This is a genomic window from Iningainema tapete BLCC-T55, assembly GCF_014698965.1.
Classification (GTDB): domain Bacteria; phylum Cyanobacteriota; class Cyanobacteriia; order Cyanobacteriales; family Nostocaceae; genus Iningainema; species Iningainema tapete.
Genome location: NZ_JACXAE010000050.1, coordinates 38,542 through 62,605, shown reverse-complemented (window position 1 = coordinate 62,605; position 24,064 = coordinate 38,542). Strand labels below are relative to the sequence as shown.

At 38.6% G+C, this 24,064-nt stretch carries 19 protein-coding genes and 1 pseudogene; 7 read left to right on the top strand and 13 right to left on the bottom strand.

The window, feature by feature from the left end:
• Positions 1 to 34 precede the first annotated feature (34 nt).
• The 9 genes from ICL16_RS14440 to ICL16_RS14400 form a co-directional block, all read right to left on the bottom strand.
• The gene (locus tag ICL16_RS14440; protein ID WP_190828758.1) at positions 35 to 1,393 is read right to left on the bottom strand and encodes a hypothetical protein; all 1,359 of its coding nucleotides are present in this window, start codon (positions 1,391 to 1,393) and stop codon (positions 35 to 37) included.
• Positions 1,394 to 1,432: 39 nt separating this feature from the next.
• Positions 1,433 to 2,524: a glycosyltransferase gene (locus ICL16_RS14435; RefSeq protein ID WP_190828756.1), complete on the bottom strand. Its 1,092-nt coding sequence runs from the start codon at positions 2,522 to 2,524 to the stop codon at positions 1,433 to 1,435.
• Between the two features lie 80 nt (positions 2,525 to 2,604).
• On the bottom strand, positions 2,605 to 3,711 hold the full coding sequence (locus ICL16_RS14430) for a glycosyltransferase family 4 protein (RefSeq protein WP_190828912.1): 1,107 nt from the start codon (positions 3,709 to 3,711) through the stop codon (positions 2,605 to 2,607).
• Positions 3,712 to 3,804: 93 nt separating this feature from the next.
• Positions 3,805 to 5,175, bottom strand: coding sequence for a murein biosynthesis integral membrane protein MurJ (gene murJ, locus ICL16_RS14425; RefSeq protein ID WP_190828754.1), 1,371 nt, complete (start codon positions 5,173 to 5,175; stop codon positions 3,805 to 3,807).
• Positions 5,176 to 5,269: 94 nt separating this feature from the next.
• Complete coding sequence (locus tag ICL16_RS14420; RefSeq protein WP_190828752.1) at positions 5,270 to 6,373, bottom strand: glycosyltransferase family 4 protein; 1,104 nt, start codon at positions 6,371 to 6,373, stop codon at positions 5,270 to 5,272.
• A 38-nt stretch (positions 6,374 to 6,411) separates the two neighbouring features.
• Positions 6,412 to 7,743, bottom strand: coding sequence for a DUF4832 domain-containing protein (locus ICL16_RS14415; RefSeq protein ID WP_202895559.1), 1,332 nt, complete (start codon positions 7,741 to 7,743; stop codon positions 6,412 to 6,414).
• 179 nt (positions 7,744 to 7,922) lie between these two features.
• The gene (locus ICL16_RS14410; RefSeq protein WP_190828748.1) at positions 7,923 to 9,941 is read right to left on the bottom strand and encodes a polysaccharide biosynthesis protein; all 2,019 of its coding nucleotides are present in this window, start codon (positions 9,939 to 9,941) and stop codon (positions 7,923 to 7,925) included.
• A gap of 707 nt (positions 9,942 to 10,648) precedes the next feature.
• Positions 10,649 to 11,167: an acetolactate synthase small subunit gene (ilvN, locus tag ICL16_RS14405; RefSeq protein ID WP_190828746.1), complete on the bottom strand. Its 519-nt coding sequence runs from the start codon at positions 11,165 to 11,167 to the stop codon at positions 10,649 to 10,651.
• 97 nt (positions 11,168 to 11,264) lie between these two features.
• Positions 11,265 to 11,879: a molybdenum cofactor guanylyltransferase gene (locus ICL16_RS14400; protein WP_190828740.1), complete on the bottom strand. Its 615-nt coding sequence runs from the start codon at positions 11,877 to 11,879 to the stop codon at positions 11,265 to 11,267.
• Positions 11,880 to 11,997: 118 nt separating this feature from the next.
• Between ICL16_RS14400 and uvrA the strand changes: the two genes are divergently transcribed.
• The 5 genes and pseudogenes from uvrA (at position 11,998) to ICL16_RS14375 (ending at position 16,670) form a co-directional block, all read left to right on the top strand.
• Positions 11,998 to 14,886, top strand: coding sequence for an excinuclease ABC subunit UvrA (gene uvrA / locus ICL16_RS14395; protein ID WP_190828738.1), 2,889 nt, complete (start codon positions 11,998 to 12,000; stop codon positions 14,884 to 14,886).
• 138 nt (positions 14,887 to 15,024) lie between these two features.
• Positions 15,025 to 15,639, top strand: coding sequence for a transglutaminase-like domain-containing protein (locus ICL16_RS14390; RefSeq protein ID WP_190828736.1), 615 nt, complete (start codon positions 15,025 to 15,027; stop codon positions 15,637 to 15,639).
• 179 nt (positions 15,640 to 15,818) lie between these two features.
• Positions 15,819 to 16,034: pseudogene (locus tag ICL16_RS14385) on the top strand (hypothetical protein); the annotation flags it as partial.
• Positions 16,012 to 16,266 carry a hypothetical protein gene (locus ICL16_RS14380; RefSeq protein ID WP_190828732.1) on the top strand — a complete coding sequence of 85 codons (255 nt, stop codon included), beginning with the start codon at positions 16,012 to 16,014 and terminating at the stop codon, positions 16,264 to 16,266. The pseudogene ICL16_RS14385 and the gene ICL16_RS14380, both read left to right, overlap by 23 nt.
• Positions 16,254 to 16,670: a putative toxin-antitoxin system toxin component, PIN family gene (locus tag ICL16_RS14375; protein ID WP_190828730.1), complete on the top strand. Its 417-nt coding sequence runs from the start codon at positions 16,254 to 16,256 to the stop codon at positions 16,668 to 16,670. The genes ICL16_RS14380 and ICL16_RS14375 overlap by 13 nt, the downstream gene beginning before the upstream one ends.
• A gap of 33 nt (positions 16,671 to 16,703) precedes the next feature.
• Here ICL16_RS14375 and ICL16_RS14370 read toward each other — a convergent pair whose 3' ends face one another.
• Positions 16,704 to 17,123, bottom strand: a complete 420-nt coding sequence (locus ICL16_RS14370; protein WP_238360778.1) for a helix-turn-helix domain-containing protein — start codon at positions 17,121 to 17,123, stop codon at positions 16,704 to 16,706.
• A gap of 444 nt (positions 17,124 to 17,567) precedes the next feature.
• Here ICL16_RS14370 and ICL16_RS14365 point away from each other — a divergent pair, with 444 nt between their 5' ends.
• Positions 17,568 to 21,131 (top strand): serine/threonine-protein kinase, encoded by a 3,564-nt coding sequence (locus ICL16_RS14365; protein ID WP_190828728.1) that lies wholly within the window; start codon positions 17,568 to 17,570, stop codon positions 21,129 to 21,131.
• Positions 21,132 to 21,153: 22 nt separating this feature from the next.
• Positions 21,154 to 22,575: a phospholipase D-like domain-containing protein gene (locus ICL16_RS14360; RefSeq protein ID WP_190828726.1), complete on the top strand. Its 1,422-nt coding sequence runs from the start codon at positions 21,154 to 21,156 to the stop codon at positions 22,573 to 22,575.
• A gap of 304 nt (positions 22,576 to 22,879) precedes the next feature.
• Here the strand turns inward: ICL16_RS14360 and ICL16_RS14355 are convergent, their stop codons facing one another.
• The 3 genes from ICL16_RS14355 to ICL16_RS14345 form a co-directional block, all read right to left on the bottom strand.
• The gene (locus ICL16_RS14355) at positions 22,880 to 23,281 is read right to left on the bottom strand and encodes a type II toxin-antitoxin system VapC family toxin (protein ID WP_190828724.1); all 402 of its coding nucleotides are present in this window, start codon (positions 23,279 to 23,281) and stop codon (positions 22,880 to 22,882) included.
• Complete coding sequence (locus tag ICL16_RS14350; RefSeq protein WP_190828722.1) at positions 23,281 to 23,517, bottom strand: hypothetical protein; 237 nt, start codon at positions 23,515 to 23,517, stop codon at positions 23,281 to 23,283. The genes ICL16_RS14355 and ICL16_RS14350 overlap by 1 nt, the downstream gene beginning before the upstream one ends.
• A gap of 82 nt (positions 23,518 to 23,599) precedes the next feature.
• A complete protein-coding gene (locus ICL16_RS14345) occupies positions 23,600 to 23,971 on the bottom strand; it encodes a DUF6788 family protein (protein ID WP_190828720.1) in 372 nt (123 codons plus the stop codon).
• Positions 23,972 to 24,064: the final 93 nt, after the last annotated feature.

The following is a 24,064-nucleotide window of genomic DNA, read 5'->3' as shown; positions in this document are numbered from 1 at the left end:
CTCTTCTCCTCTTAAGTTAGTATTCTAATGTTTTTTATTTCAGCCTTTTAGGCAAAGTAATTATTTGGTTAATTATGGATAATTTTGTAGTTAATAAAAGTAATAAACCAATTGATGTCAAAGACCAAAAATTAATTTGGATCAAAAGTACTGGATCTCCTACCAGCAGAATATCTATCCATATTTGTATTATTAATATATAAATAAATGGCATCCAAAATATTTTTTGAAGATAATTGCTTAAAATACTTTGAACGTAGCGACCAAACCATCCATATACAATGCAATTAATCATCATTCCGGGCCATGACATAACATAAATTCCATAGGCTAGTAAACCGGGTTGTATGACATACTCATTTCCTTGTGTCAGATACCTAGTATTTATTTCACTAATAGTTTCTGGTTTCTCTATATTTGATAATTTTTCGGGAACTAAAGAAATAAAAGAATAATACCAATCGACGAAAAGCCGTGGATTATACACTTTATGAAAAGCCACATATAGTGAATCAACAGGATAAGCAAAATTCTGCTTTAATAATTCGTAAACATTAAATCCTAAACTATCTGGAGAATTATTTGCTTCTACAAATCTATTAATAAAGGCAGTAAATCCTTCCGGTAGTGCAGTAAGACTAAAAAAGAATGCTTTACCATAAAAAATAAAAAGAGCAGCAATCCAGGTAAAAGAAATAGTAAACAACCAGGAGAATTTTCCAGTTTTCAGTACGTAACCTAAATAAAATACGAGGATAAAGTTGACTAAGGGTGCGCGAGAACTTGACATTAAAAACGCAATAATTGAAGCAATGACAGAAATACCAAAAATTATGTATGCCCACTTTCCTTTTTTGATTTTTTGGCAAAATATGTAAGAACCTAATAAATAAGCAGAAACAAATGAACACAAGATAAACCTTTTAAAAAAGGAAAATATGCCACGTTCTTCTGCCCCCGCTCGGATTAAATTTGCTTTTGAGATGGCAACCATAAATCCACCATACTGCAAGCTGTATATATAAATTGAAAAGCAAGCAAATAAGAGTAAGCACACAGCATATAAAAAAACTTTTGTGGGACTAGAGGATTTAATAATAATTTTTTTACCTAAATTTTCAGCAGTTTTTGAATGAAAGCCGAGTAGTATGAAAAAATATCCTCCAAATATTGCCAAAGCAATTTGTAAATCACTTACCTGAAATTCATTATTAAACCGAGTTGCTGAAGATGATGTTCCTAATGAAGCCTCCAAAATAGCTCCAGGCAAAGCATAGAAAAGACAAAAATTAAGATGAAACAAAGTTAAAAAATCGATTTTGGTTTCTTTCGAGCGAGTAATCTCAAAAAAAACTATAAAAATTATTAGTCCTAAGTAAGTTATCGCTAGCATATATAATTTTATTAAATTAGTTTGTGCGCTCAGGAAAATTTAAGGATAGCCCAATAGTGCTAAATATTCAGAAACTGCAGACTCAACAGAAAAATGCATTGCCCGTTGCAATAATACATCGCGACTTACAGGAGACTCAAGCACTTCAAACATTGCAGCCGCCAACGCTTCAGAATTGCCAACAGGCACTAAACGCCCATATTTTCCTCCTGCTAAAATTTCGTTTGGTCCACTAGGACAATCTGTAGCAACTACAGGGCAACCGCAAGCCATTGCTTCAATTAACACCGTTGGCAATCCTTCCCAGAGAGAAGAAAGTATGAATGCACTAGCGTTGTGCATGTATCCATAAGGATTTTCGACAAACCCAGGTAGGGAGACATCATTAGCGATTTCCAGAAGATCGATCATCCTCTCAAGTTCAGCCCGACATTCCCCTTCACCTAAAATTAGTAGCCGAGCTAATCTTTGTTTTCTTAATAGTGCAAAAGCTTTAATTAAAGTTGGGAAATCTTTTTGTTCCGTTAACCGCCCTACAGCCAAAAACACAGGGGGAGTGCCTGTTTGAAACCAAGGATGATTCAGGGGAGTTTTTGCTTTAGTAATCAACTCACGATCAACAACTGGATTGTAGATTACACTAACCTTTCCTTTTGGAAAACCAAGTTGCAACTCCAAGTCTTGAGCTACGCCTTGAGAAACTCCCACGATATCATCTGCGCTAGGATAAAACCATTTCATCAACGGTGGTACAAATTTAGCTCGGAATAACTTTGACTTATCAACTGATAAGGTATTGTGTTCTACCAACATCAATTTTGTTTTTGTGCGAGCAAGCTTTTTGGCTAATACTGTCACCACGTTTGCATCACTTGTATGTGACACTAGCGCACAGGGTTTGTGTTGTTGTAAGTAACGTGATAAAGGTAGGATAGCCTTGATCACCCGTCCTGCTGTCAAATCAACTACATGCACTTGCTTAGGTATTTGCTTCAAAAACGGTCCCTTAGCAGTAGCTATAACTAAATCTAAAGATAGATTGCGTTCTAACATTCCTTTGAGAAGATTAACTGTTACCCTCTCTGCACCACCGCCATTTAAAGTAGGAAGAAAAAAAGCAATTCGTTTCATAAATTTTTAAGTAAAAATCAAGGTATTTAAACTTTAAAAGAGAGGGTAATAAATGTGTTTACCCCTTAAGTAAACCAGATTCATTTCTCTTGTGTTACTTCACTGAATAATGCTTCCCACATTTCCACTATCTTTTCTAAACTGAAAAGTTTCGCTCCTTCTGGTGCACGAGTAGCTAGACGTTGCCGCTCTTCCCCATCAGACATAAGACGATCCATTGTTGCGGCTAATGCCGACATATCTTCATTCGGTACTAAAATTCCATTTACATTATTACGAATAATCTCTCGTGGTCCACTAGGACAATCTGTAGAGATTACTGGTAGCTCACATGCCATTGCTTCGATTAAGACATTTCCAAAACCTTCAAAACGAGAAGACAAGACAAATAACTTGGATTGTTTTAAAAATGGGAAGGGATTGTCGATCAACCCTGGTAGAAAAACCTGATAAGTTAAGCCTAAATTATCTCTAAGATTTTCAAGCTCTAAGCGTAGTTCCCCTTCTCCTAAGATTAAAAGTTGCCAGTCTGGATATTTGTCAGCAATTCTTTGGAATGCAGTTAATAAAATATCAAAACCTTTTTGATAGGTTAAGCGTCCTATAGAAATAATCCACTTTTTGTTTGGATCGGCACCTTTAGGTAAGTTGATTGTGCTTCGGTTATCTTCAACTGCTGCTAATGGGTTGTAGATTACTGTTCTTTTTGTTTTTGGCAACCAATGAAAATAGTTATCAACTCCTTGACTTGAGCTAACCACTTTAGTAGCTAGGGGATAGGTTAAACGTCGCAACTTCTTCCATAAGTTTTCAGTTGCAATTGGATTATTTTGCTCATTCACTATTATGGAATATTTGGTCTTAAAGAGAGCTAGCAATGTTAATATATTAGTTCTATCTAAAGTAGAGATAATTATATCTGGTTGAATTGAGCAAATAGTTCGTCTTAATATTGAAAGGCGATACAAGTTATTCCACAAGGAATGAATCAGTGTTGGTGAAATCCTATCTATGTTCAGAGCTAATCTGTTAACTCCACTTGGTACTCTAAAAAAATCCTTTTCTTGTCCAGAAATTGTTACTAGAGATACCTGATAACCTTTTTTCACAAAGCCTTCAGCTAGCAAAACCACAGATCGCTCGGCACCACCACATGCTAGAGATGGGGTTACTAATGTTAAATGCATCATTCTTTCCCACAATTCATCGTTAAAGAGATATCAAACCGATTAGAAATAGCCGAGAAACAAGTTTTTGAATTCATTTAATTTCACCTGATTTTAATCAACATTATTATATTTGGGGATTTTTCTAATAATAAAACTTAATAAGTAGAAAAAACAAAAGACATATACACAACTTGTAGATAAAGCAATTCCCTTAATTCCTATCCACTGGATCAATAGATAGTTTAAAACTACATTTATTAGCAAATTATATCCAGATACCCACATTAATATTTGATTAAATTGCAGAGAAGAAATTAATCTAACTACTAATATATTTGCTACATAAAAAGGTATTTGTAAAGCCAAACAAGATTGAATTTGAGCTACTAGTTGAGTATCGTTAGCTGTAAAGGAACCTCTTTGGAAGAGTATCTGAATTATAGGTTCAGAGAATACAACCAATAATACCGTCAGTGGTACAGTAATTGCAAATACGAGTCCCATGTAGCGCTTAAGTGTATGACGTATACTTTGCCAATCTTGATGACCGACCATTTTGGCAAAATAGGGCATGACAGCAGTACTTAAAGCTGTGGTAGTTAGATTAATTGGCAATGCCGTCACCCTATTACCGTAGTTTAGTGCCGCCACACTTCCGGGTGACAACATCGCCGCCATTGATTGATCCACTAAACCTGCACTGCACATTAAACAAGCTCCAGCAATCATGGGGAGATACTGGTTAGCTACTTCACGCTGGTGAGCATCAAATCCATACCATTTTGGCAGCAATGAAATACCTTGTCGGTGTAGTGCTGCTCCGACAACAATCATTTCCAGCACTGCACCGCAAACTAAACCAGCTACCAAGGCAAACACACCCCAAGAATTAGCCAGTAAGAGAAATAAGATACTAATAGCTGGAGTGATAATTGGAGAAACAGCAGCTAAAGCGAAACGCTCTCCGGCATTCAAAACAGCACTCCATAAAGTGATGATTCCTGACAGCACAACAGTTGGTGCGATCGCCCAGAGTAGCTGAAAAGTTAGACCTAATTTTTCCGCACTGAACCCTGTAGCAATCCTGGGCAGATACAGCGATGCTGTCATCACGATGAATAATGTTGTGATTAACAGCAGTGCCAAACTCAAGACTATGACTCCAGAAAAAAGTTTTTGCGCTGCCTTTGTACCTTCCTGCTCTCGCACTTTAATGTAGGTAGGGATAAGAGCAGCATTAAAAGAGCCACCTACGACGTTAGTAATAAAAGCAGGAACCAGCAACGCAATTAAAAACGCATCTAGAGCATCCGCAGTACCAAACTTCCAAGCGACTACCAATTCTTTGAATACAGCCGCCACTTTTACTAATGCGGTTGCTATTCCAACTGTAATAGCCGCGCCCAAAATTTGGCGATTGGTAGAGCCGCTTGTTAGCTTCTTCCAGTAATCAAAAAATCTTTGAGTTTGCCGATTTTTCATTAATATTTGCTCCCTACAGCTTGCGCTTGGATCAATTTTTTCACATCAGCGCTTTTAATCCATAATGCTTTATACAAAGATATATCTAGTTCCACTAGCTGATACAGTTAGTGTTTACTTCTTTAATTAATTTTTCCCACATACCCATTATTTTTTCTAAACTAAAGCGCTCAATTACTTCTGGAGCACGAGCAGCTAGATTAGCTCGCTCTGCTGGATCAGATATGAGACGATCCATAGCTACAGCTAAAGCTGACACGTCTTCATTAGGTACTAAGATTCCATTCATACCTTCACAAATAATTTCTGCAGGTCCGCTAGGACAGTCGGTAGAAATCACAGGTAATCCACAAGCCATTGCTTCACAAAGTGCCAGAGGAAAACCCTCATAACGAGAAGACATAACAAAGATATCTGCCTGTTTAAGAAAATCATAAGGATTTTTTACTCGTCCAATAAAATTAACTCGCTCAAGTAATCCTAATTGATTACGTAAGGCTTCTAAATCAGGACGCAATTCTCCTTCGCCTAAAATTGTCAAAGTCCATTGAGGATGAGCTTTTTCTAGTTTGGCAAAAGCTTTTAGTAATATATCGAAGCCCTTCTGCGAGGTAAGACGCCCAATGGAAATTAGAGAAGGCTTATCTAATAGTTTAACTGATGAATTCTCATTACTTACTATTACTGCTGGATTAGGAATAACAGTTGAAATTGATTTTATTTTAGGTGGAAAACAATTCAAAGCTCTCTCAGTTATGAACACAACTCTGTTAGCTTGAGGATAGATTAATTGGCAAATCTTTCTCCAGATACCAGTATTGTCGAGCAAGGGATAATTTTGTTCATTTACTACTACTGGAATATTTAATCCTCTGGTTGCCAATAAAGTTAGAACATTAGTACTAGGAAGGGAGCTAATTACTGTATCCGGCTGACTTTTGATAATAGCAGACCGTAATACCTGAATTCTTTGCCAGTTATTCTGGATAGCAATCAGAATATTGGCAGAATTCGCAGCTATTCCTAAAGGTATATGTTTAATGCTAGGTTCGAGATTGTAAAAGGGAGATTCTGAACCATCATCTAAAGTCAAAAGCGTAATTTTTCGTCCCTTGGCTGCCCAATAATTTGCCATAATTGACATTGACCGCTCTGCACCACCAGAGGTCATAGAGGGGATTACCAAAGTCAGTCGCATAGTAACCTCATCAGCTAGTAATCATTTTGGGTAAGTACTTAACGAGACTTAAAGAATTGTTTGCCTGAATAGTCTTCTCCTTTGTTGGTATTAACAAATACCTTTCTTAATAAAAAGTTATAGCCTGTAGATGCTTCCCAAATATTTTTATTCGCAAGTCTGATTGAATATTCCGGATAATTATATAATTTGGGGGTTGGGTCGGGTAGATTTAATAACACCTCATATTCTCCTTTTGGCATGTTCGCCGGAATTCCACCTGTAATATTTACGACGTTTGTAGTACCGGGCATCCACATTCTTGGGTCATCCTTTACTGGCAAAAAGTACTCTCTCGAATTTTTACGATTACGCAGAATCACTTCTAATTTGCGTGGGTTGTAGGGGCTAGCCCAGCCATCATTGATAACTTCAAAGTTCAACAGAAATTTGCCTCCTGGTTTCACCCTAGACGAGGTTACTGACTTTAAAAGGCGGAAGCGGTAGCCTAAACGACTTTTGATTTCTGTCAAACAGCCTTGCTTTTCCCAATCTTTGATAATTTCTACCCCATCAGAAGAGTTAAAATTTAATGCACTCCAACGCATTCGTGCTAATTCTTTTAAAGCATTTGGACAATCATCGTACTCACTCCTATTACAAAGTTCACCGCTTTGTACTACATATCGGTTGTCAAGATTTAAAAATGTCTTTTGCCTATCTATTTCATTCAAGTCCACACTATTATACGTACCCCAATCATCAACACCAGCTAAGAAACAATCGTTATGAGCACCTGTTCTGGCACGATAAGTACCCTTGAAAGCTTGTTTCGGGCTAAGAGGATTTTCATTATTAAATGCATCCCTTTTATAATGTGAATATCTGAGCGCAACCATTCGTTCAGATGGTAACACCGAAAGTGCTTTAAACAAGACTGCTTTTCTAGCCTCAGGGTTTTTGTGTAAGCCGTTTGAGGATTTATTCCACTCTCCCCAGAAACCAATAAAACCAGCTTCCAAGAAGCTAATCACATCATAATTAGCTCGAAATATAGGCTTTAACTGCTCAAGATGAGAAAGTATCCTAGCTACTGGAGCATCTTGACCACCTCCCTGCCAATTGTATGAGAACCGGATAATCATTTTTACTCCGGCTTTTCGGGCTATTTCACAGTCGTTTGAAACCATTTTCAGAAAAGACGAAGAAAGCGGTTTGTTTCTAAATTCTGCCAGTAAGTAAATCCGGCGAATTAAAGTCATGTTCTGACTTCTAACTTTTTGTATTTTAGAGAGTTCTAAGGGAGAAAAAGGCTGATTACCAATCGGCTCAAACCGAACAAAAAAGCCTCTTTCGGGATTGGGAAAATTTTCATTACTGCGTTCATACATTGTGGTAATGCTATTCGTATTTGTGGGATTGCTACTTTGACATGCAAGTACCGCGCTCATGATAATGACTAAGGATAACTTGAGGTATTTTATTTTTATCATCACGTCTACTTTGCGTTGTCTTTAAACCACGTTTATTTGTGTCAATGTACGAATTTTTTACGACCTATTTATGCCCCTCATAGTTTTGTGGAAAGAATATTCACATTGGGCGTTGGCGTCGTCACGACAGGACTATTTGTTGAACCATCAGCTAGCACAAGATTTTCTAAGTTTTTAGGTTTGTATCCCGTTACCAATTGTTTTAACAAAAACCGGATATAATTCGCATCATTTTTAGCTGCAGCTTTACACACTGCCTCCACAGTAACACCTAAATTTTCCGGAATAATGCGACTGGCATTTTTGACAACAAACAGTTTTTCGTGTTGAGTTGGTTCATACTCCTCACCAGGAATGAACAGTTCCTCAAATAACTTTTCCCCAGGTCGCAACCCCGTAAACACAATGTCAATGTCTTTGTCTACTTCATATCCCGAAAGGCGAATTAATTCCTTTGCCAAATCAACAATCTTGACCGATTTACCCATATTTAGCATTAAAACCTCACCACCGCGACCAAGTACAGCAGCTTGCAAAACCAGTTGAACAGCCTCTGGGATAGTCATGAAATAGCGACAGATATCCGGATGGGTAACTGTTACTGGACCACCTGCGGCAATTTGTTTTTGGAAAGTAGGAACCACACTACCGCGACTGCCTAAAACGTTACCAAAGCGCACAGCAACATAAGGCAAGCCACTTTGTTTTGCAGCTTGCAGCACTAACATTTCCGCAACTCTCTTACTGGCTCCCATGATATTTGTGGGATTGACCGCCTTATCTGTCGAAATCATCACAAAATTTTTCACATCGTATTGCAGCGCCAGTTGCAGCAAATTTTTTGTTCCCTGCACATTGTTTGTAATTGCTTCTGAAGGATTTAATTCCATCAGGGGGACATGCTTATGAGCTGCTGCATGGAAAATTACGTCAGGTTGAAATCGTTCAAAAGCTTGTTTTAGTCTCTCCTCCGAGCGAATATCGCCGATGAACGTAAACAGACTGGGAGTGTATCTTTGTGTGCCATCGTTTTGAAGTACTTGGATCAGTTGTTCTAGTTCTTGTTGGATATTGAACACAGAATTTTCTCCGTGTCCCACTAGCATCATGGAAGAGGGGCGGCACTTAAAAATTTGACGGCAAAGTTCGCTACCAATTGACCCACCTGCGCCTGTAATTAGCACTTTCTTGCCTTGGAGGAATTGGGAAACCCGAGCAATATCCGTCTGTACAGGTTCACGTCTGAGCAAATCCTCAATGCGCACATCGCGAATGCTGTCTACCCGCACACGACCATTGAGAATTTCATGTATCCCTGGTAATGTGCTAGTTTGAATTCCTGTTACTTTACAAATATCTACGATTTCCCGAATCACTTGTCCGGCAACTGAAGGCATGGCAATGATTACTTTATGAATGTCTAGAGATTTCACTATCTCAGGAATTTCTTTGCGATCGCCTACTACCAGAATTCCGCAAATACGTGCGTTTAACTTTTGTGGATCATCGTCAATGAAAGCCACCGGATGAAAACCCTGTTGGGGATTTCTGCGCATTTCTTGTACAAGCGAAACCCCGGCGCTCCCAGCACCCACTATCAGTACGCGCTCTCGTGCATTTAATTCGGCGCGAAGATTGCTGATTTCCACCACCCGAACACTGAAACGCAGCGCCACAACCAAAATACTCGAAAGCAACCCGTCGATAAATGGTAGCAATTGTGGCAGTTTATCAAGAGTAAAGTATGGTAGCTTTTGAGCAACATAAAACAATAGGGTTTGAATAAACACTGCTGCTGCCATCAGCCTAGCGATAAATATCAGTTCTTCAATGCTCGCATACCGCCAATAACGTCTATAAAAACCAAATCTCCAAAATACACCAACCTTTACCGATAAAAACAGGATTGTTGCCTGACTGATCTGCGGTAAGTAGCTTTTGATCGCCAGATTGCCATCTAAGTGCAAAACCAGAGATAGCAAAGGTATGACTGAAAAACCAACAAGATCGCAAATAAATAAATGATGGTTTCTCAGTTTCAGCAATTTGCTCAATAAAGTATTAGCCAATGTTGGCAAAACCCAGTGAGAAGCCATGAATAACCCTCTTTGCTCACTGCAAACATAAATAAAACTTCAGCCCTGAAACACCAGTCTAGTCTAGGGAGCAATCCACACATAAGTTACATCGATTTTCGCAACCTGATTTACAAAAATCTTGAATTCTATTATGTTAAATTTCACTCTGCTAAAAGTAACAGAGTCGGTAAATCTTTGGTAATATTTAAAGCGCTATCAGCATTTATGCTACAGAGATAGCTAAGTTGTCTATTACCCTACACCCTTGTTTAAAACTTTAAGACAACTTTTAATCTTCTTAATATTACATCAAACTTTATCTTTTAACCAAGTATTTTAGATAAATATGTAAAAATTATGCAGTTTACCTTAAATTTAACTCAAGTATCTTTAAAATCTAGTGCTTACAGCACAAATTTTTTACTTATTCAGTCAGTAATAACCTAAAGTTTTAACCTTTTACACAATCTACATCAATAATTGATATTATATTAAATATCTGTATTTTCACACTGTCTTTGAAGAAGAATCTGTAAAGCTTATTGAATTTACGTATAAGTTAACTCAAAAGCTTACAGAGCAAGTATTTAAAACCTCAAGTCACTAGTAATACTACTAAACTCTGTAAAGATTTTATGAAGTAGAGATGGTTAGTAGTAAATTTTACCTAGTGGTGAGGTACTCGAACAGTTTGCCATTATGATTTCAACTGCTCGAATACCCAACTAAACCTTAGCCTCCAACAACTTGAGCAACTCAGTATTCACACCCGACTCGCGAGTCAAAGAAATCTTGCCTGTGCGAGCTATTTCCTTCAAACCAAACTTTTGCAGCACTTGCACGATCGCCACCATCTTCCCCGGATCTCCCACCACCTCCAAAGTCAGAGAATCTTCCGCCACATCAACCACTCGCGCCCGGAAAATCTGAGCCAATTCAACAATTTCCGAACGAGTAGTACTATTAGCATGTACCTTCAGCAACATCAACTCTCGCTCCACACAAGGAGTCTCCGTCACATCCAACACCTTAAGAACATTAATCAACTTATACAACTGCTTAGTCAATTGCTCAATCACCCGATCATCACCCGGTACAACCATCGTAATCCGAGAAACACCCGATTGCTCAGCAGGACCAACAGCAAGACTTTCAATATTAAAACCGCGACGGGCAAACAACCCAGCAATACGGGAGAGAACCCCCGCCTCATCTTCTACAAGTACCGAAAGAGTATGTTTCATACCTGCCAACAAAGGCTATAAACCCACAGTCACCCATAACTGCCAATATAAACCCACATTGTAAACTGAAAACCTACAACAATTACAATTATTTTCTTTAATCAACATTCATATCCAAATCCTCCGGAGTATTACAATTAAAAAACATCTCCGACTCCACCAAAGGCAAAACCTGCACAGGATGCAGCTTCAACCACTCTTGAAAAGACCGCCCCCCCTGATTGACAAAATCATTCAAACATGATAAGCAGCGACGACGATAAAAACCACACAAAGGCTCCCATCCTTTATTATGGTGAGCAAGAGCAGCGATCGCCTCATCCCCCACCTCATCAAGAAAATCCGCCCATCTTTGCAGCACACCAGCTTGCAACTTAGGCAAATCGCAAGCTAACAGCAGCACCCATTCAGTTTGCACATGCACCAATCCTTGAGCAAACCCAACTAAAGGACCACCCCCCTGCCCCCCTTGTAAAGGGGGGTTGGGGGGTGAAGACACTTCTCGGATAAACTGGCACTTAGGCATGAGCAAGTGTTGATACCGTTCTTGCCAAGGAGTAACAACATAAACTGTATCAGCACAACTTTGGGCAACTTGACAAACCAACTGCAACATAGGCACGCCATTGATAGGAATCAAGGCTTTATCCTGCCCCATGCGAGAACTCTTACCCCCTGCTAGGACGATAGCTGATAACTGGTGACTTTTCATACCCGATCCAAACAAACTGAGAAAGCGGTCAAATGCAGTACTTTTGTTCTACTATGATAAGGGCAACAATGATAATATTAAGAACTGTTTCGCGTCCGCCATCTTCCAGCCAGCCGTTATGTCAAACACCCAATTAGCTGCATCCTTAAATGGACATCTTCCTCCCACTCACGTCAACAGCCAAAATACAATTCGTATTCGGGGTGCTAGACAGCACAATCTGAAAAATGTTGACTTGGAATTGCCACGCGATCGCCTAATTGTCTTCACTGGTGTTTCTGGTTCTGGCAAATCTTCCTTGGCATTTGATACAATTTTCGCCGAAGGGCAACGTCGCTACGTAGAATCACTAAGTGCCTATGCGCGGCAATTTCTCGGACAGTTAGATAAACCTGATGTTGAAGCCATTGAGGGTTTAAGTCCGGCAATTTCCATCGATCAAAAGTCTACTTCTCATAACCCCCGTTCTACTGTGGGAACGGTGACGGAAATTTATGACTACCTACGTTTGTTGTATGGCAGGGCAGGTGAACCTCATTGTCCTCACTGCGATCGCTGTATCGCTCCCCAAACTATAGATCAGATGTGCGATCAGATTTTAGCACTACCAGATCGCACCCGCTTTCAAATTCTCGCCCCAGTAGTTCGGGGTAAGAAAGGTACTCACACCAAACTTTTATCTAGTCTTGCATCTCAAGGTTTTGTCCGCGTGCGGGTGGATGGTGAGGTACGAGAGTTGTCTGATGCGATTGAGTTAGATAAAAATGTTACACACACGATAGAAGTGGTAATTGACCGTTTGGTGAAAAAGCCTGGTATTCAGGAGCGTTTGGTTGATTCTCTTTCTACTTGTCTGCGTCAATCTAGTGGAATTGCGGTTATTGAGATTATAAAGGATACAGAAGAGAAAGAATTACCATCGGAGTTGGTGTTTTCGGAGAATTTTGCTTGCCCAGAACATGGGGCGGTGATGGAGGAGTTATCGCCGCGTTTGTTTTCGTTTAATTCTCCTTATGGTGCTTGTCCTCATTGTCATGGTCTTGGTAGTTTGAAGAGGTTTTCACCGGAGTTGGTGGTTCCAGATCCTCAAGCGCCTGTGTATTCGGCGATCGCTCCTTGGTCGGAGAAGGAGAATTCTTATTATCTGGAGTTATTGTATAAGGTGGGGCAGGTGTATGGGTTTGAGTTGCAGTCGCTGTGGTGTGATTTGAGTGATGAGCAGCGAGGGGTGGTTTTGTTTGGAGAAGGAACCGCCCAGACGCGGAGGGCTTCTAAGGAGGAGTTTGGTGGGGTGATTCCGATTTTGCAGCGGCAGTATGAGGGGGGTTCGGAGTTAGTTAAGCAAAAGTTGGAGCAGTATTTGGTGGATCAGCCGTGTGAGGTGTGTGGGGGGAAGCGGTTGAAGCCGGAGGCTTTGGCGGTACGGTTGGGACAGTTTGGGATTTTGGAGTTGACTGGGGTTTCGATTGGGGAGTGTCGGCGGAGGATTGATGGGTTGAGGTTGAGCGATCGCCAGTTGCAAATTGCTGATTTGGTGTTGCGGGAGATTAGGGCGAGGTTGCAGTTTTTGCTGGATGTGGGGTTGGATTATTTGACGTTGGATCGTCCGGCGATGACGCTTTCGGGTGGTGAGGCGCAACGGATTCGTTTGGCTACTCAGATTGGTTCTGGGTTAACTGGGGTTTTGTATGTGTTGGATGAACCGAGTATTGGTTTGCATCAACGGGATAATGGGCGGTTGCTGCAAACTTTGATTAAGTTGCGCGATTTGGGTAATACTTTGATTGTGGTGGAGCATGATGAAGAAACTATTCGTGCTGCCGATCACGTTGTTGATATTGGTCCTGGGGCTGGTGTTAATGGGGGTAATATTGTCGCTGAGGGTGATTTAGAAGCTTTGTTGGCGGCGGAAGATTCTCTCACGGGTGCTTATTTGTCTGGAAGGCGGATGATTTATACTCCTGCTACGCGCAGAGAGGGAAATGGCATTAGTCTCATAATTAAGAATGCCTACCGCAATAATTTAAAGAATATCAATGTGGAAATACCTTTGGGTAAGCTTGTTGCTGTAACTGGTGTTTCTGGTTCTGGTAAATCTACGCTAATTAATGAGTTACTTTACCCTGCACTGCAACATCATCTTACTAAGAAGGTTCCTTTTCCTAAAGAAATAGATGGAATTCAGGGATTGAGTGCTATTGATAAAGCAATTGTGATCGATCAATCGCCTATTGGTAGAACACCGCGTTCTAATCCTGTGACTTACACTGGTGTTTTTGATGTGATTCGTGATGTATTTTCGCAAACAGTAGAAGCTAAAGCTAGGGGTTATAAGCCAGGGCAGTTTTCTTTTAATGTCAAAGGTGGACGTTGTGAGGCTTGCAGCGGACAGGGTGTGAATGTCATTGAAATGAATTTTTTGCCGGATGTTTATGTGCAGTGTGAAGTTTGCAAAGGTGCGAGATATAACCGGGAAACTTTGCAAGTGAAGTACAAAGACAAGTCTATTTCTGATGTTCTCAATATGACAGTTGAGGAAAGTTTGGAGTTTTTTAAAAATATTCCTAAAGCGGTGAATAAATTACAAACTTTGCTTGATGTTGGTTTGGGATATGTTAAATTAGGACAACCAGCGACGACGTTATCTGGTGGTGAAGCGCAGCGAGTGAAATTGGCAACGGAATTATCACGCCGTGCTACTGGTAAGACGCTTTATTTAATTGATGAACCTACGACAGGTTTATCTTTTTATGATGTTCATAAGTTGTTAGATGTATTGCAACGTTTGGTGGATAAAGGTAATTCAATTTTAGTGATTGAACACAACTTAGATGTGCTACGTTGTGCTGATTGGGTGATAGATTTAGGACCAGAAGGTGGCGATAAAGGTGGAGAAGTAATTGCTGTGGGTACACCAGAAGACGTGGCGAAGAATTCTCAGTCGTATACCGGGCAGTATCTCAAGCAGGTATTGCAGCAGTATCCACCAGTGTCTGCTGCAAATTGAGGAATCAGATCCCCGACTTCTTAAAGAAGTCGGGGATCTTGGAGGTGCGATTTTTATTTATCTTCAAAGTCCTCAATCTTACCAGTAATTTGCTATAAATTTCTGAATTAAGGTTTGAGCGATGAGGAAACGAGCAATATGGAAGAATATCTACAGGTGAGTGAAGTTGTTGATTGGCAAAATCCTATAGTTGTGGAACTTGCGAATAAGATTGCATCAAGACATCAAACAATTGATGCGATCGCACGAGCTTGTTTTGAGTGGGTACGGGATGAAATTTATCATAGCTGCGACTACCAAATGAATCCTGTAACCTGTAGAGCTTCAGACGTACTCAAATACAAAACAGGTTATTGCTATGCAAAGAGTCATTTGCTAGCAGCATTACTAAGAGCGAATGGGATTCCAGCAGGGTTTTGCTATCAGAGATTGAGCATTAACAACAATGGTGAACCTTATAGCTTGCATGGTTTCAATGCAATATACTTACCTGAAATAGGTTGGTATCGTGTTGATGCTAGGGGAAATCGTCAAGATGTTGATGCTCAATTTGTTCCCCCGAAAGAACAATTAGCCTTTAAAATTCGATTTCCGGGAGAAGCAGAATTCCCGAATATTTTCTCTGAACCACTTCCAGTGGTTGTAGAGGTTTTACAAACTTACAGTAAATGGGATGATATACTTCTTAATCTTCCAGATGTTACCTTGTCTCCATTAAATGAAGCAGACTTGAGCCAGGTGTTGAGGTATTAAGTTGATAATGCTTAAGCTAATCGTCATTCATTTTTCAAGAGTAACTCTTTTGTAGTAAGGGCTTCAGCCCTTTCGTTATGCAAATTAAATGCTCATTAGCTTATCTTCAAAATTCGTATGGCACTCTTACCAGTAATTCCAACAAAGCATCTTCTTCTGGAGTAAGGTAAAACGAGAGATTAGATGTAATCCATTGTGCTGATTGGGTGATAGATTTAGGACCAGAAGGAGGCGATAAAGGTGGAGAAGTAATTGCTGTGGGTACGCCTGAATACGTGGCGGAGAATTCTCAGTCGTATACCGGGCAGTATCTCAAGCAGGTGTTGCAGCAATATCCACCTACAAATCATAATAAAAATGGAGGTAATAACTATGCTAACTCTAACACTGACTGAAGAACAGGTAATTGAATTAGTCAAACAACTATCGCCCAATAAGCAAGCCGAACTATTTCAATTTTTACAGAAACAACAGTGGCAAACGTGGGAGGAATTATCCCGATATGGACAAGAGAAGGTGCGTTATGTTGCTGCACAACGTGGTAAAAATTGGGATACTATGTCTGAAGAGGAGCGCGATGATTTTATTGATGACATCGTACATGAAGATAGGCAATGCGCTATGTAGTAGTTTTTGACACTAATGTTTTAATATCTGCCCTGCTCTCGCCAAACGGTAAACCATTTCAGTGTTTAAAACTTGCAAGCGAGGGTAGAGTTCAATCTGTGACTTGCCAGGAAATTCTTGATGAATTTCAAGAAAAACTGCTCCTCAAGTTTGAATATTCACCACAAGATGCTCTGACAACTGCTAATCTGGTTCTCAACTATTCACAGATTGTGACAATTAGCAACACTCTTAATGTTGTCAGTACTGACCCCGATGATAACATGATTTTGGAATGTGCAGTAGCCGAGAGCGCTACTCACATTGTTACGGGTGATAAACGCCATTTACTACCATTAGGAAGTTATCAAGGTATATATATAGTCACTGCCGCAAATTTCCTCACCTTAGTTTCCTCTACGTAATTTTGTACTAGGTGTCTAGGGAAGGCGATCGCGCTACTTTGAAAGAAACAAGCTTGGGGCTACGTGAAAAAACTCCCCCAAAACCTCAGCTTGTTCTTGAGTAAGTTCTAACTCATTATTAATAACTTTTGCTACAACCTCACTAGAACCAAGAACTTGTAATAAATCACCTGGTTCTAAACTCCGAGCCTCCATCAAATGAAGTAGTCTTGAGCCTGGTGTTGAGGTATTAAGCTGATAGTGCTTATCTTCAAAATCTTCAATCAGTCTTACCAGTAATTCCAACACAGCATCTTCTTCTGAAGTAAGATTAGAACGAGAGAGTAGTTCTTCAACAATTTCTAAGAATTTCTCGTTTTCCTCTTCAGTTTTGATAATCCGAGGTTGATATTCAGACAGTAATTGGCTGTAAATTTCTGAGTTAAAAGTAATCGTCATTTTTCCATTTGTCATCAAGTACCTCACAGCAATCAGCGTGTTGTTTGCAAAAATCTCGTAGCTTTTTACGACTGATGACGTGCATTAAGTTATGATTCCAGCTTTTCCCACATTTCCTAGTCTAAGATTTCCGATTATCCTCAAGCCCTTGCTAACAGCTTATCATATCTTCATGAAGATGAGGAAGTGAAAGCTTTTGGGCAAGTTGATAGGGATGAAGCAACATTGTTTAGCTCTACTACACCTAGTTTAGTCCTGTCTGCTCTTGAAAATCAAGTAGCTAATTTTCAGTAAAAATTCTGAGGATGCTTAAGTTTATATTATGATATGTTTGATTAATTAAGTATATAAATAAGTAATTTTTTCTAGTTTATTGATAAAAAATTGTAAAGGTAAATTTTCAATTTTTAATCTTTAATAAGATTTAACTATCACGATTTAATCATTTAAAGGCATTATATGACCGGAATCATTAACGAAGTAATTGGCAGTAAATACGATATTATAACTAAACTTGGTGAGGGAGGTAGTGGAATTGTATATTTAGCGAAAAGGTTGAACACAAATGAACGCTATGCAATCAAGACTATTTCTACAGATGATGCAAACTCTCTTAAACTTTTGGAAAGAGAAACTCAAACTTTGAAGCGTTTAAATCATTCCAGTATAGTAAGGTTTATTGAAAATGGCTATGAACAACGCCATAATTTAGTTTACTTAGTTCTGGAATATTTAGATGGGCAAAACATAAAAGGCTACTTTGACAAAGGAGTTGACTTAAAAACAAAGATTGATTTGTTTATGCAAATATTAGATGCAGTCAGTCATGCTCACTCAAAAGAGGTAATTCACAGAGATATCAAACCTGACAACATCATGGTTGTAGAAAGCAGCGAACAACCATCAGCAAAGGTTTTAGATTTTGGTATTGCCATTATTACAACCACACTTTTGACTAATACTATAAGAAGTTATCATACACCTTTATTTGCTGCACCTGAACAAATTCAACTCAAGGGTGTTTCTAGAGATTCCGATATATATTCTTTAGGAATGACCTTTCTATACTTATTATCAAATAACGAAGTAAGAAATGAATTTAGAGAAGAGTGTAATAAAGAAATTCTTTATAATTCTGCTTTAGCTGACTTGAAGGTAGTCAGTGAACTAAGCAATTCCTTAATAGAAGTACTGAAAAGAGCAACAGATGAGCTTCGGGAAAATAGACCAAAAATTGATGAAATTAGAAAAGCCCTTGGCGATCTAAAAGAAGATTTATCTGAAAAATTAAATGTAGTGTTTAGTTTGACTCCTACGTTAAAGAATGAAATATCAGTTTTAAATAAATATGATGGGCAATCTTTAAGAATAAAAAGAGATGTAGAGTCCAAGCTAAGAAGTAACTCTGATGTGATACACATTATTAAAAGTCCTATACAAAAAGAACCTAGTAAGCTTACAGTTGAAATTGGTGTAGAAACGCAAAGTTACACTTATTGGGGTTTCATTAAGCTGGAAAAACCTAATGAAATTGTCTTATACAAGGAAAACAGTTTTGTTAATACCCAACATTTAGAAAGACTTTTTGAAAATGGAGTTGTAGTCAAAATTGACCCAGTTGTAGAGGTGGGTGGCTATCCAAGGCGCGGAGATGACCTAAGTGACTTGATAAACCAGATTTTGCAGAAAGAGCAACAAGTAAACAATGAAATAGAAGCTAATAAGGGTGTAGATGCTACATTTAGCAGATGGCAAAGTGTTATTGAAACTGAAAAAGAAATAATTAATAAAAGAAAGCAGAGTTTTGCTTACACCAAGGCTGAGTATAACCGTGAAAAGCAACTACTAATTATCACATTGAAAAATCCAATATCCTTAGAAGAGTTTGAAAATATTACCTCTCCTCCATTACCAGTAACTATTTCTGTCAAAAAACAAACACCACCATATCGAGAGAGCCAGTGGTCTGTCGGAGACATAATTGACGGAGAACGGTCAAAGAACGGTGAACTTCTTGAAAGTTTGTACATTAGTATTGGAGATTTTTGCAATCCTGACATATTTGAATCGCTTCTAGAGTCAGGAAAAATTGAAACTGATTTCAAAGTACAAGAATCAGAAATTGACAGGCGACGTAAAGCACTTAGAGAAATCAGATATGGCGATTCAGAAAATGCTGCTTTATGCAAAGTTATATCCGAACCAGCTAACTTACAGCCTGTAGAACCTCTGATAATTAATGACCGGGAGTTTTTTAATAAAAAACTTGATAGTTCTCAAAAAAATACTGTTTGTAAAGCCTTGGCTACCGAAGATATATTTCTAATTCAAGGTCCACCAGGGACAGGTAAGACATCTGTAATAACTGAAATAGTGCTACAAATATTGAGTAGATACCGCGATGATAAAATTTTGATTTCTTCTCAATCGAATATTGCTGTAGACAATGTATTAACTAAACTCTCTAATATTAAAATAAATGAGAAAGATATCAAAATTTTAAGAATTGGTAAAGAAGAAAAAATTGAAGATCGTGCCAGACAGTTTGAAATAGAAAAAGCAATTATTAACTGGCAGGAATTTATTAGGACTAAATCATTAACTCATTGGCAAGAATATGAAAATCAGCATAATGAAATACTGTTAGGAGTAAAAAAGATATCGGAAATCGAGTCAGTTAAGTCAATGAGCCAGCAATTAAGGCATATGGCAGAACTGATTACTAGAGCGGTAAATCGCTTGAATTCAGATTTAGTTATATCCTCAGTAAGTACATCTTCTCAGCAAGCTGCTGATAATGCCTGTGAGATAATATACGAAAAACTATTGCTGGAAGAAAAAATACTAAACACTGTTAAGGATTATGTTAAAAAATTTGGCATAGAATATCCTGAACAAAAACTACTTTCACAGTGGATAGATGAAGAGTATAGAAGATTGCAAACCGTTTTGGGAGACAATAATCAAAACTATGAAAAGTTTTTAAAATTAAGAAATTTAAAGGATGAGTGGAATAATAGGCTCAAGCGAAAGCAAATAGACTTAGTTCCTATTTTTCTAGATGGAGTTAATGTAGTTGGCGCTACCTGTTTGGGTATTGCTAACCTCAAAAACCTGAAATTTGATTGGGTTATTGTTGACGAGGCAGGTCGGTCTACTGCACCGGAAACATTTGTCCCTATGACAAGAGGTAAGAAAATAATATTAGTTGGCGATCACAAGCAGTTACCACCAATTATTGATAGAGAACTACAAGAGCGAGTATTACGCGAGCAAGATATTGAGAAGAGAGTACTAGAAACTAGTTTGTTTGAGTACCTTTATGAGAAACTACCAAAGGCTAATAAAATAACGCTCAATTATCAATACAGAATGCACCCTGATATTGGAACCTTGGTTAGCAACTTATTTTATCAGGAAGAAAAAGTTTCGAGTGAGCGTGTTGACGTTAATGATAAGCAACACCTGTTGAATCAGTTTGAGAAAAATATCTATTGGATATCAACCAGTGATGTTCCTATTGAAAAGTCTAAAGAAAAAGCGATTGGTACTAGCCGTAGCAATAGATATGAAGCAGATATTATTAAGGCTATCTTAGATAAGATACAGCAAAATTGTGAATCAAGTAACTTGCTTAAGGAAGTTGGTGTTATAGCAGCCTATGCTTCACAAATAAGCACTCTTGAAGCTGCAATTGCTTCAAAAGACAAAAATATTTGGAAAAATTTGAACATAGAAATACATACAGTTGATGCTTTCCAAGGTGGAGAATGTGACATCATTATATATGACTTAGTGAGAAGCAATAAAGAAAAAGTTCTAGGATTTACATCTGATGACAGACGGTTGAACGTAGCTTTATCTCGTGCCAAACAGTTGTTAATCATAGTAGGTAACGATGTGATGGCTTATGAAGGCAAAATACCAAATAAGCGACCCAATCCCTTCAAACCATTAATTGAATATATTGACACTAACCCAAAAAGTTGTGCCAGAGTAGTTTCTAGCGAATTTATGATGTAAGTAATCTGTGTGCGAGTAAACAATGACTGAAGCAGTAGACTTTGAAAATAAAATTAGAAAGTATCATTCACTACCAGAAGCTATAGTGATTGATTATAAAACGATAGGGTACCCCTTTTATGTTGTGATGCTCGATTTAACTTATTTGTCTAATAGAAGCTTGGAGCTACAAGAAGAATTTGTTATTCAATGTATTACACATGGTTTAACTGAAAAAAATGAAATATCTAGCTTTTTGGGAGTAGATGACCATTTTGTTGAGAAAGTATTATCGGGGTTAATTTCAAAAGGTCTTGTAACAAAGCAAGAGACTTTAAAAGTCACAGAGCTAGGATTAAAGGCTCTTGAAATGCAGACATTATTGGATACAATTTCGGAAACAAAAACTTTTTACATAGATGCATTGAATGGAAAACTTTATCATTACTTTCAATGCAAGAATCTGGGTAAGGGTGATGCTAATTTAAAAGGTATTATTCCTAAACCCAGGAAAGTAGCGGATGTAGTCGATTATTATGAAGAAATTGAAAAAGCTTTAGGAATGTCGAATAGCCAAAGCAGACCTCAGCTAATACAAGTTAATAACATTGAAAAAGTTTACACACAATGGCATGAAGTTATTCTAGTGTTTTATAAAAATAGCCCCAATGATAATGAAGTAGGATATGAAACTTTTTCAAGAGGTAATCTTCATGTAGAATATAGACAAACTATAGAACAACTTTATGCTCAAGGTCAAAAGGTACTTGGTAATATCCTCAGGTTTGACACAGGCACGGAAGAAGAAAAAGCAGAAATTGAAAAAACTAATAATGAAGTGATAGAAGGCATCACCCAGGATTCTATTGAGACAGTTGAAACACTCAGTGTAAAAATTAGTACACTAAATGATACAGATTCATTAATTGATGCTACAAGTCAGTCAATAAATGAGCAAAGAAAAACTTTGAAGCGACAGCTAGATGAAATAAAAACTCAAAGTAAAATATCAGAAATAATTCATACGCTAGAACATCGAGACTATCTGTTCAAAGCTTTGAGAGAAGCAAAAAGCAGGGTAATGATAGTCTCACCTTGGATACGCAGCAATGTTGTTGATAGTGAGTATTTATCAACTTTAGAGGAGACGTTAAGGAAAAATATTAAAGTTTATATCAGATATGGAATAAAGCAAAAAAGTGGATGGGGACAGCAAAACGATTCTACAGCTATAAAGCAACTAGAGAAATTAGCAAATAACTATCAGAATTTTCAGTTTGAAAAAGTGCAAAACACTCACCGCAAGATTCTTGTGTGTGATGATAAGTTTGGTATAGTGACAAGCTTTAACTTTTTATCATTTAGAGCTGACCCCAGCTTAACTTATAGAGATGAGGTAGGTGCCATCCTCAGAGACAAAAAAACTATTGAAAGTTTGTTTCAAAGTGGACTTTCATTAGTATAGCTGCTTAGTACATAACACATGTTCGATACTACGGTATAGGAGAAAAGAATGAAAATTCGCGCAACGCAATCGCCAAGCATTGAGAGATCACCTCGTTCCCAGTCTCTGGCTGGGAATGCCTACTTTGAGGCAAAGCCTCCTTTTCTTGCGGCACCGCCATACTAGCATTTCCAGGTCTAACCTGGAAACAAATATTTATGAAGGTTTTGGCTTAAGTTGACACCAATGAGTTATGGTACACCCCACATTTTGCTGTCTAAGAATGGACTTGAATTGTGCGATCGCAATTGTCAGAATTCGCACTCTACCAGATGATGCTTACCCCAGATAAAGGCATCCTACTGTCTTTACTAATTAGAGGTAAACCCAGATGTATAGCAGTAGCTGCGATAATCCTGTCCGGCATATCAGGGACACTATCTCGCGGTATTGTAGCTAATGCATCAACCACCTCAGATGTAAGATTGGCTAGAACCATCCCACTAGTCCCAGCCATTAATCCAGCTTCTAACTGCGCCTTCATACCCGTCGAGATGCGTCCTCTTTCTTGTAAATACACAATTTCTACTATGCAAATCGTCGGGATATAAATAACAATCTCTCCTTTGTCGCACCTTTTAAAAGCCTCGTTAGCAGCATAACTAAGGCGCGGACTATCTTCCAAATACCAAATTAGAGCATGAGTATCCGTTACCGCATTCCTCATCAAACATCCTCACGCGGGAAGTTTCCCCACATTTGCTGTCTTGCTTCAGCAATATCTGACTCAGTAATATTACTACCCCGCCACAGCCCTCTCAAAGACTTTCTCGGTTGAGGTTGAGCATTTGTCAATTCCCTTTCGATTTGAGGCGCTACTTGCTCAATCAATCGCACTTTGTCAACTAGCGACAGCTGCTTGACCAATTCTAAAGCTTCCTCTAAAGTGACTACCTTTTCCATTTTATTTTACCTCTGTTTAAACCAAATATAACAATACTGTTGCAGCAGTATCCCCAAGAGACAACTATGCTTTAAGAATATGTTATTGGCTGCTCCCGCCGAGGTTTAGTCGCTCAAAAACATCGATTGTCTTAAATCGCTTTCCAATGTACCGTGTTTTTTGACGGTCATTGACTCGCCAGTAGGCATACCAATAAGGACCGTGAATTGGAGCCTCTGTACACTTGCATCCTTCCTTACCACACTTGACTCGCTCTAATTGGTAGGTGACGCCCTCGATATGACGCACTTCCTGAACTACTAAATTTGCTTTGACAACGGTAGGTTCCTGAAACGGTTTTACTTGCAATTGCTCAATCAGGGTTTCTAGGTCACACTGAAGTAGTTGTGCTTGCTCTAAGTTAAGTTTGGCGATCGCCGCTCGAAGATCGTCAATTGGTTGGCAGTGGGACATGATTCTTATGTACGCTCATCGGTTCTTAGGTACGTCCCACAATATCAGCGGTCACAATTTGGTATTTGTGACTCTACCGGATCAATATGATCA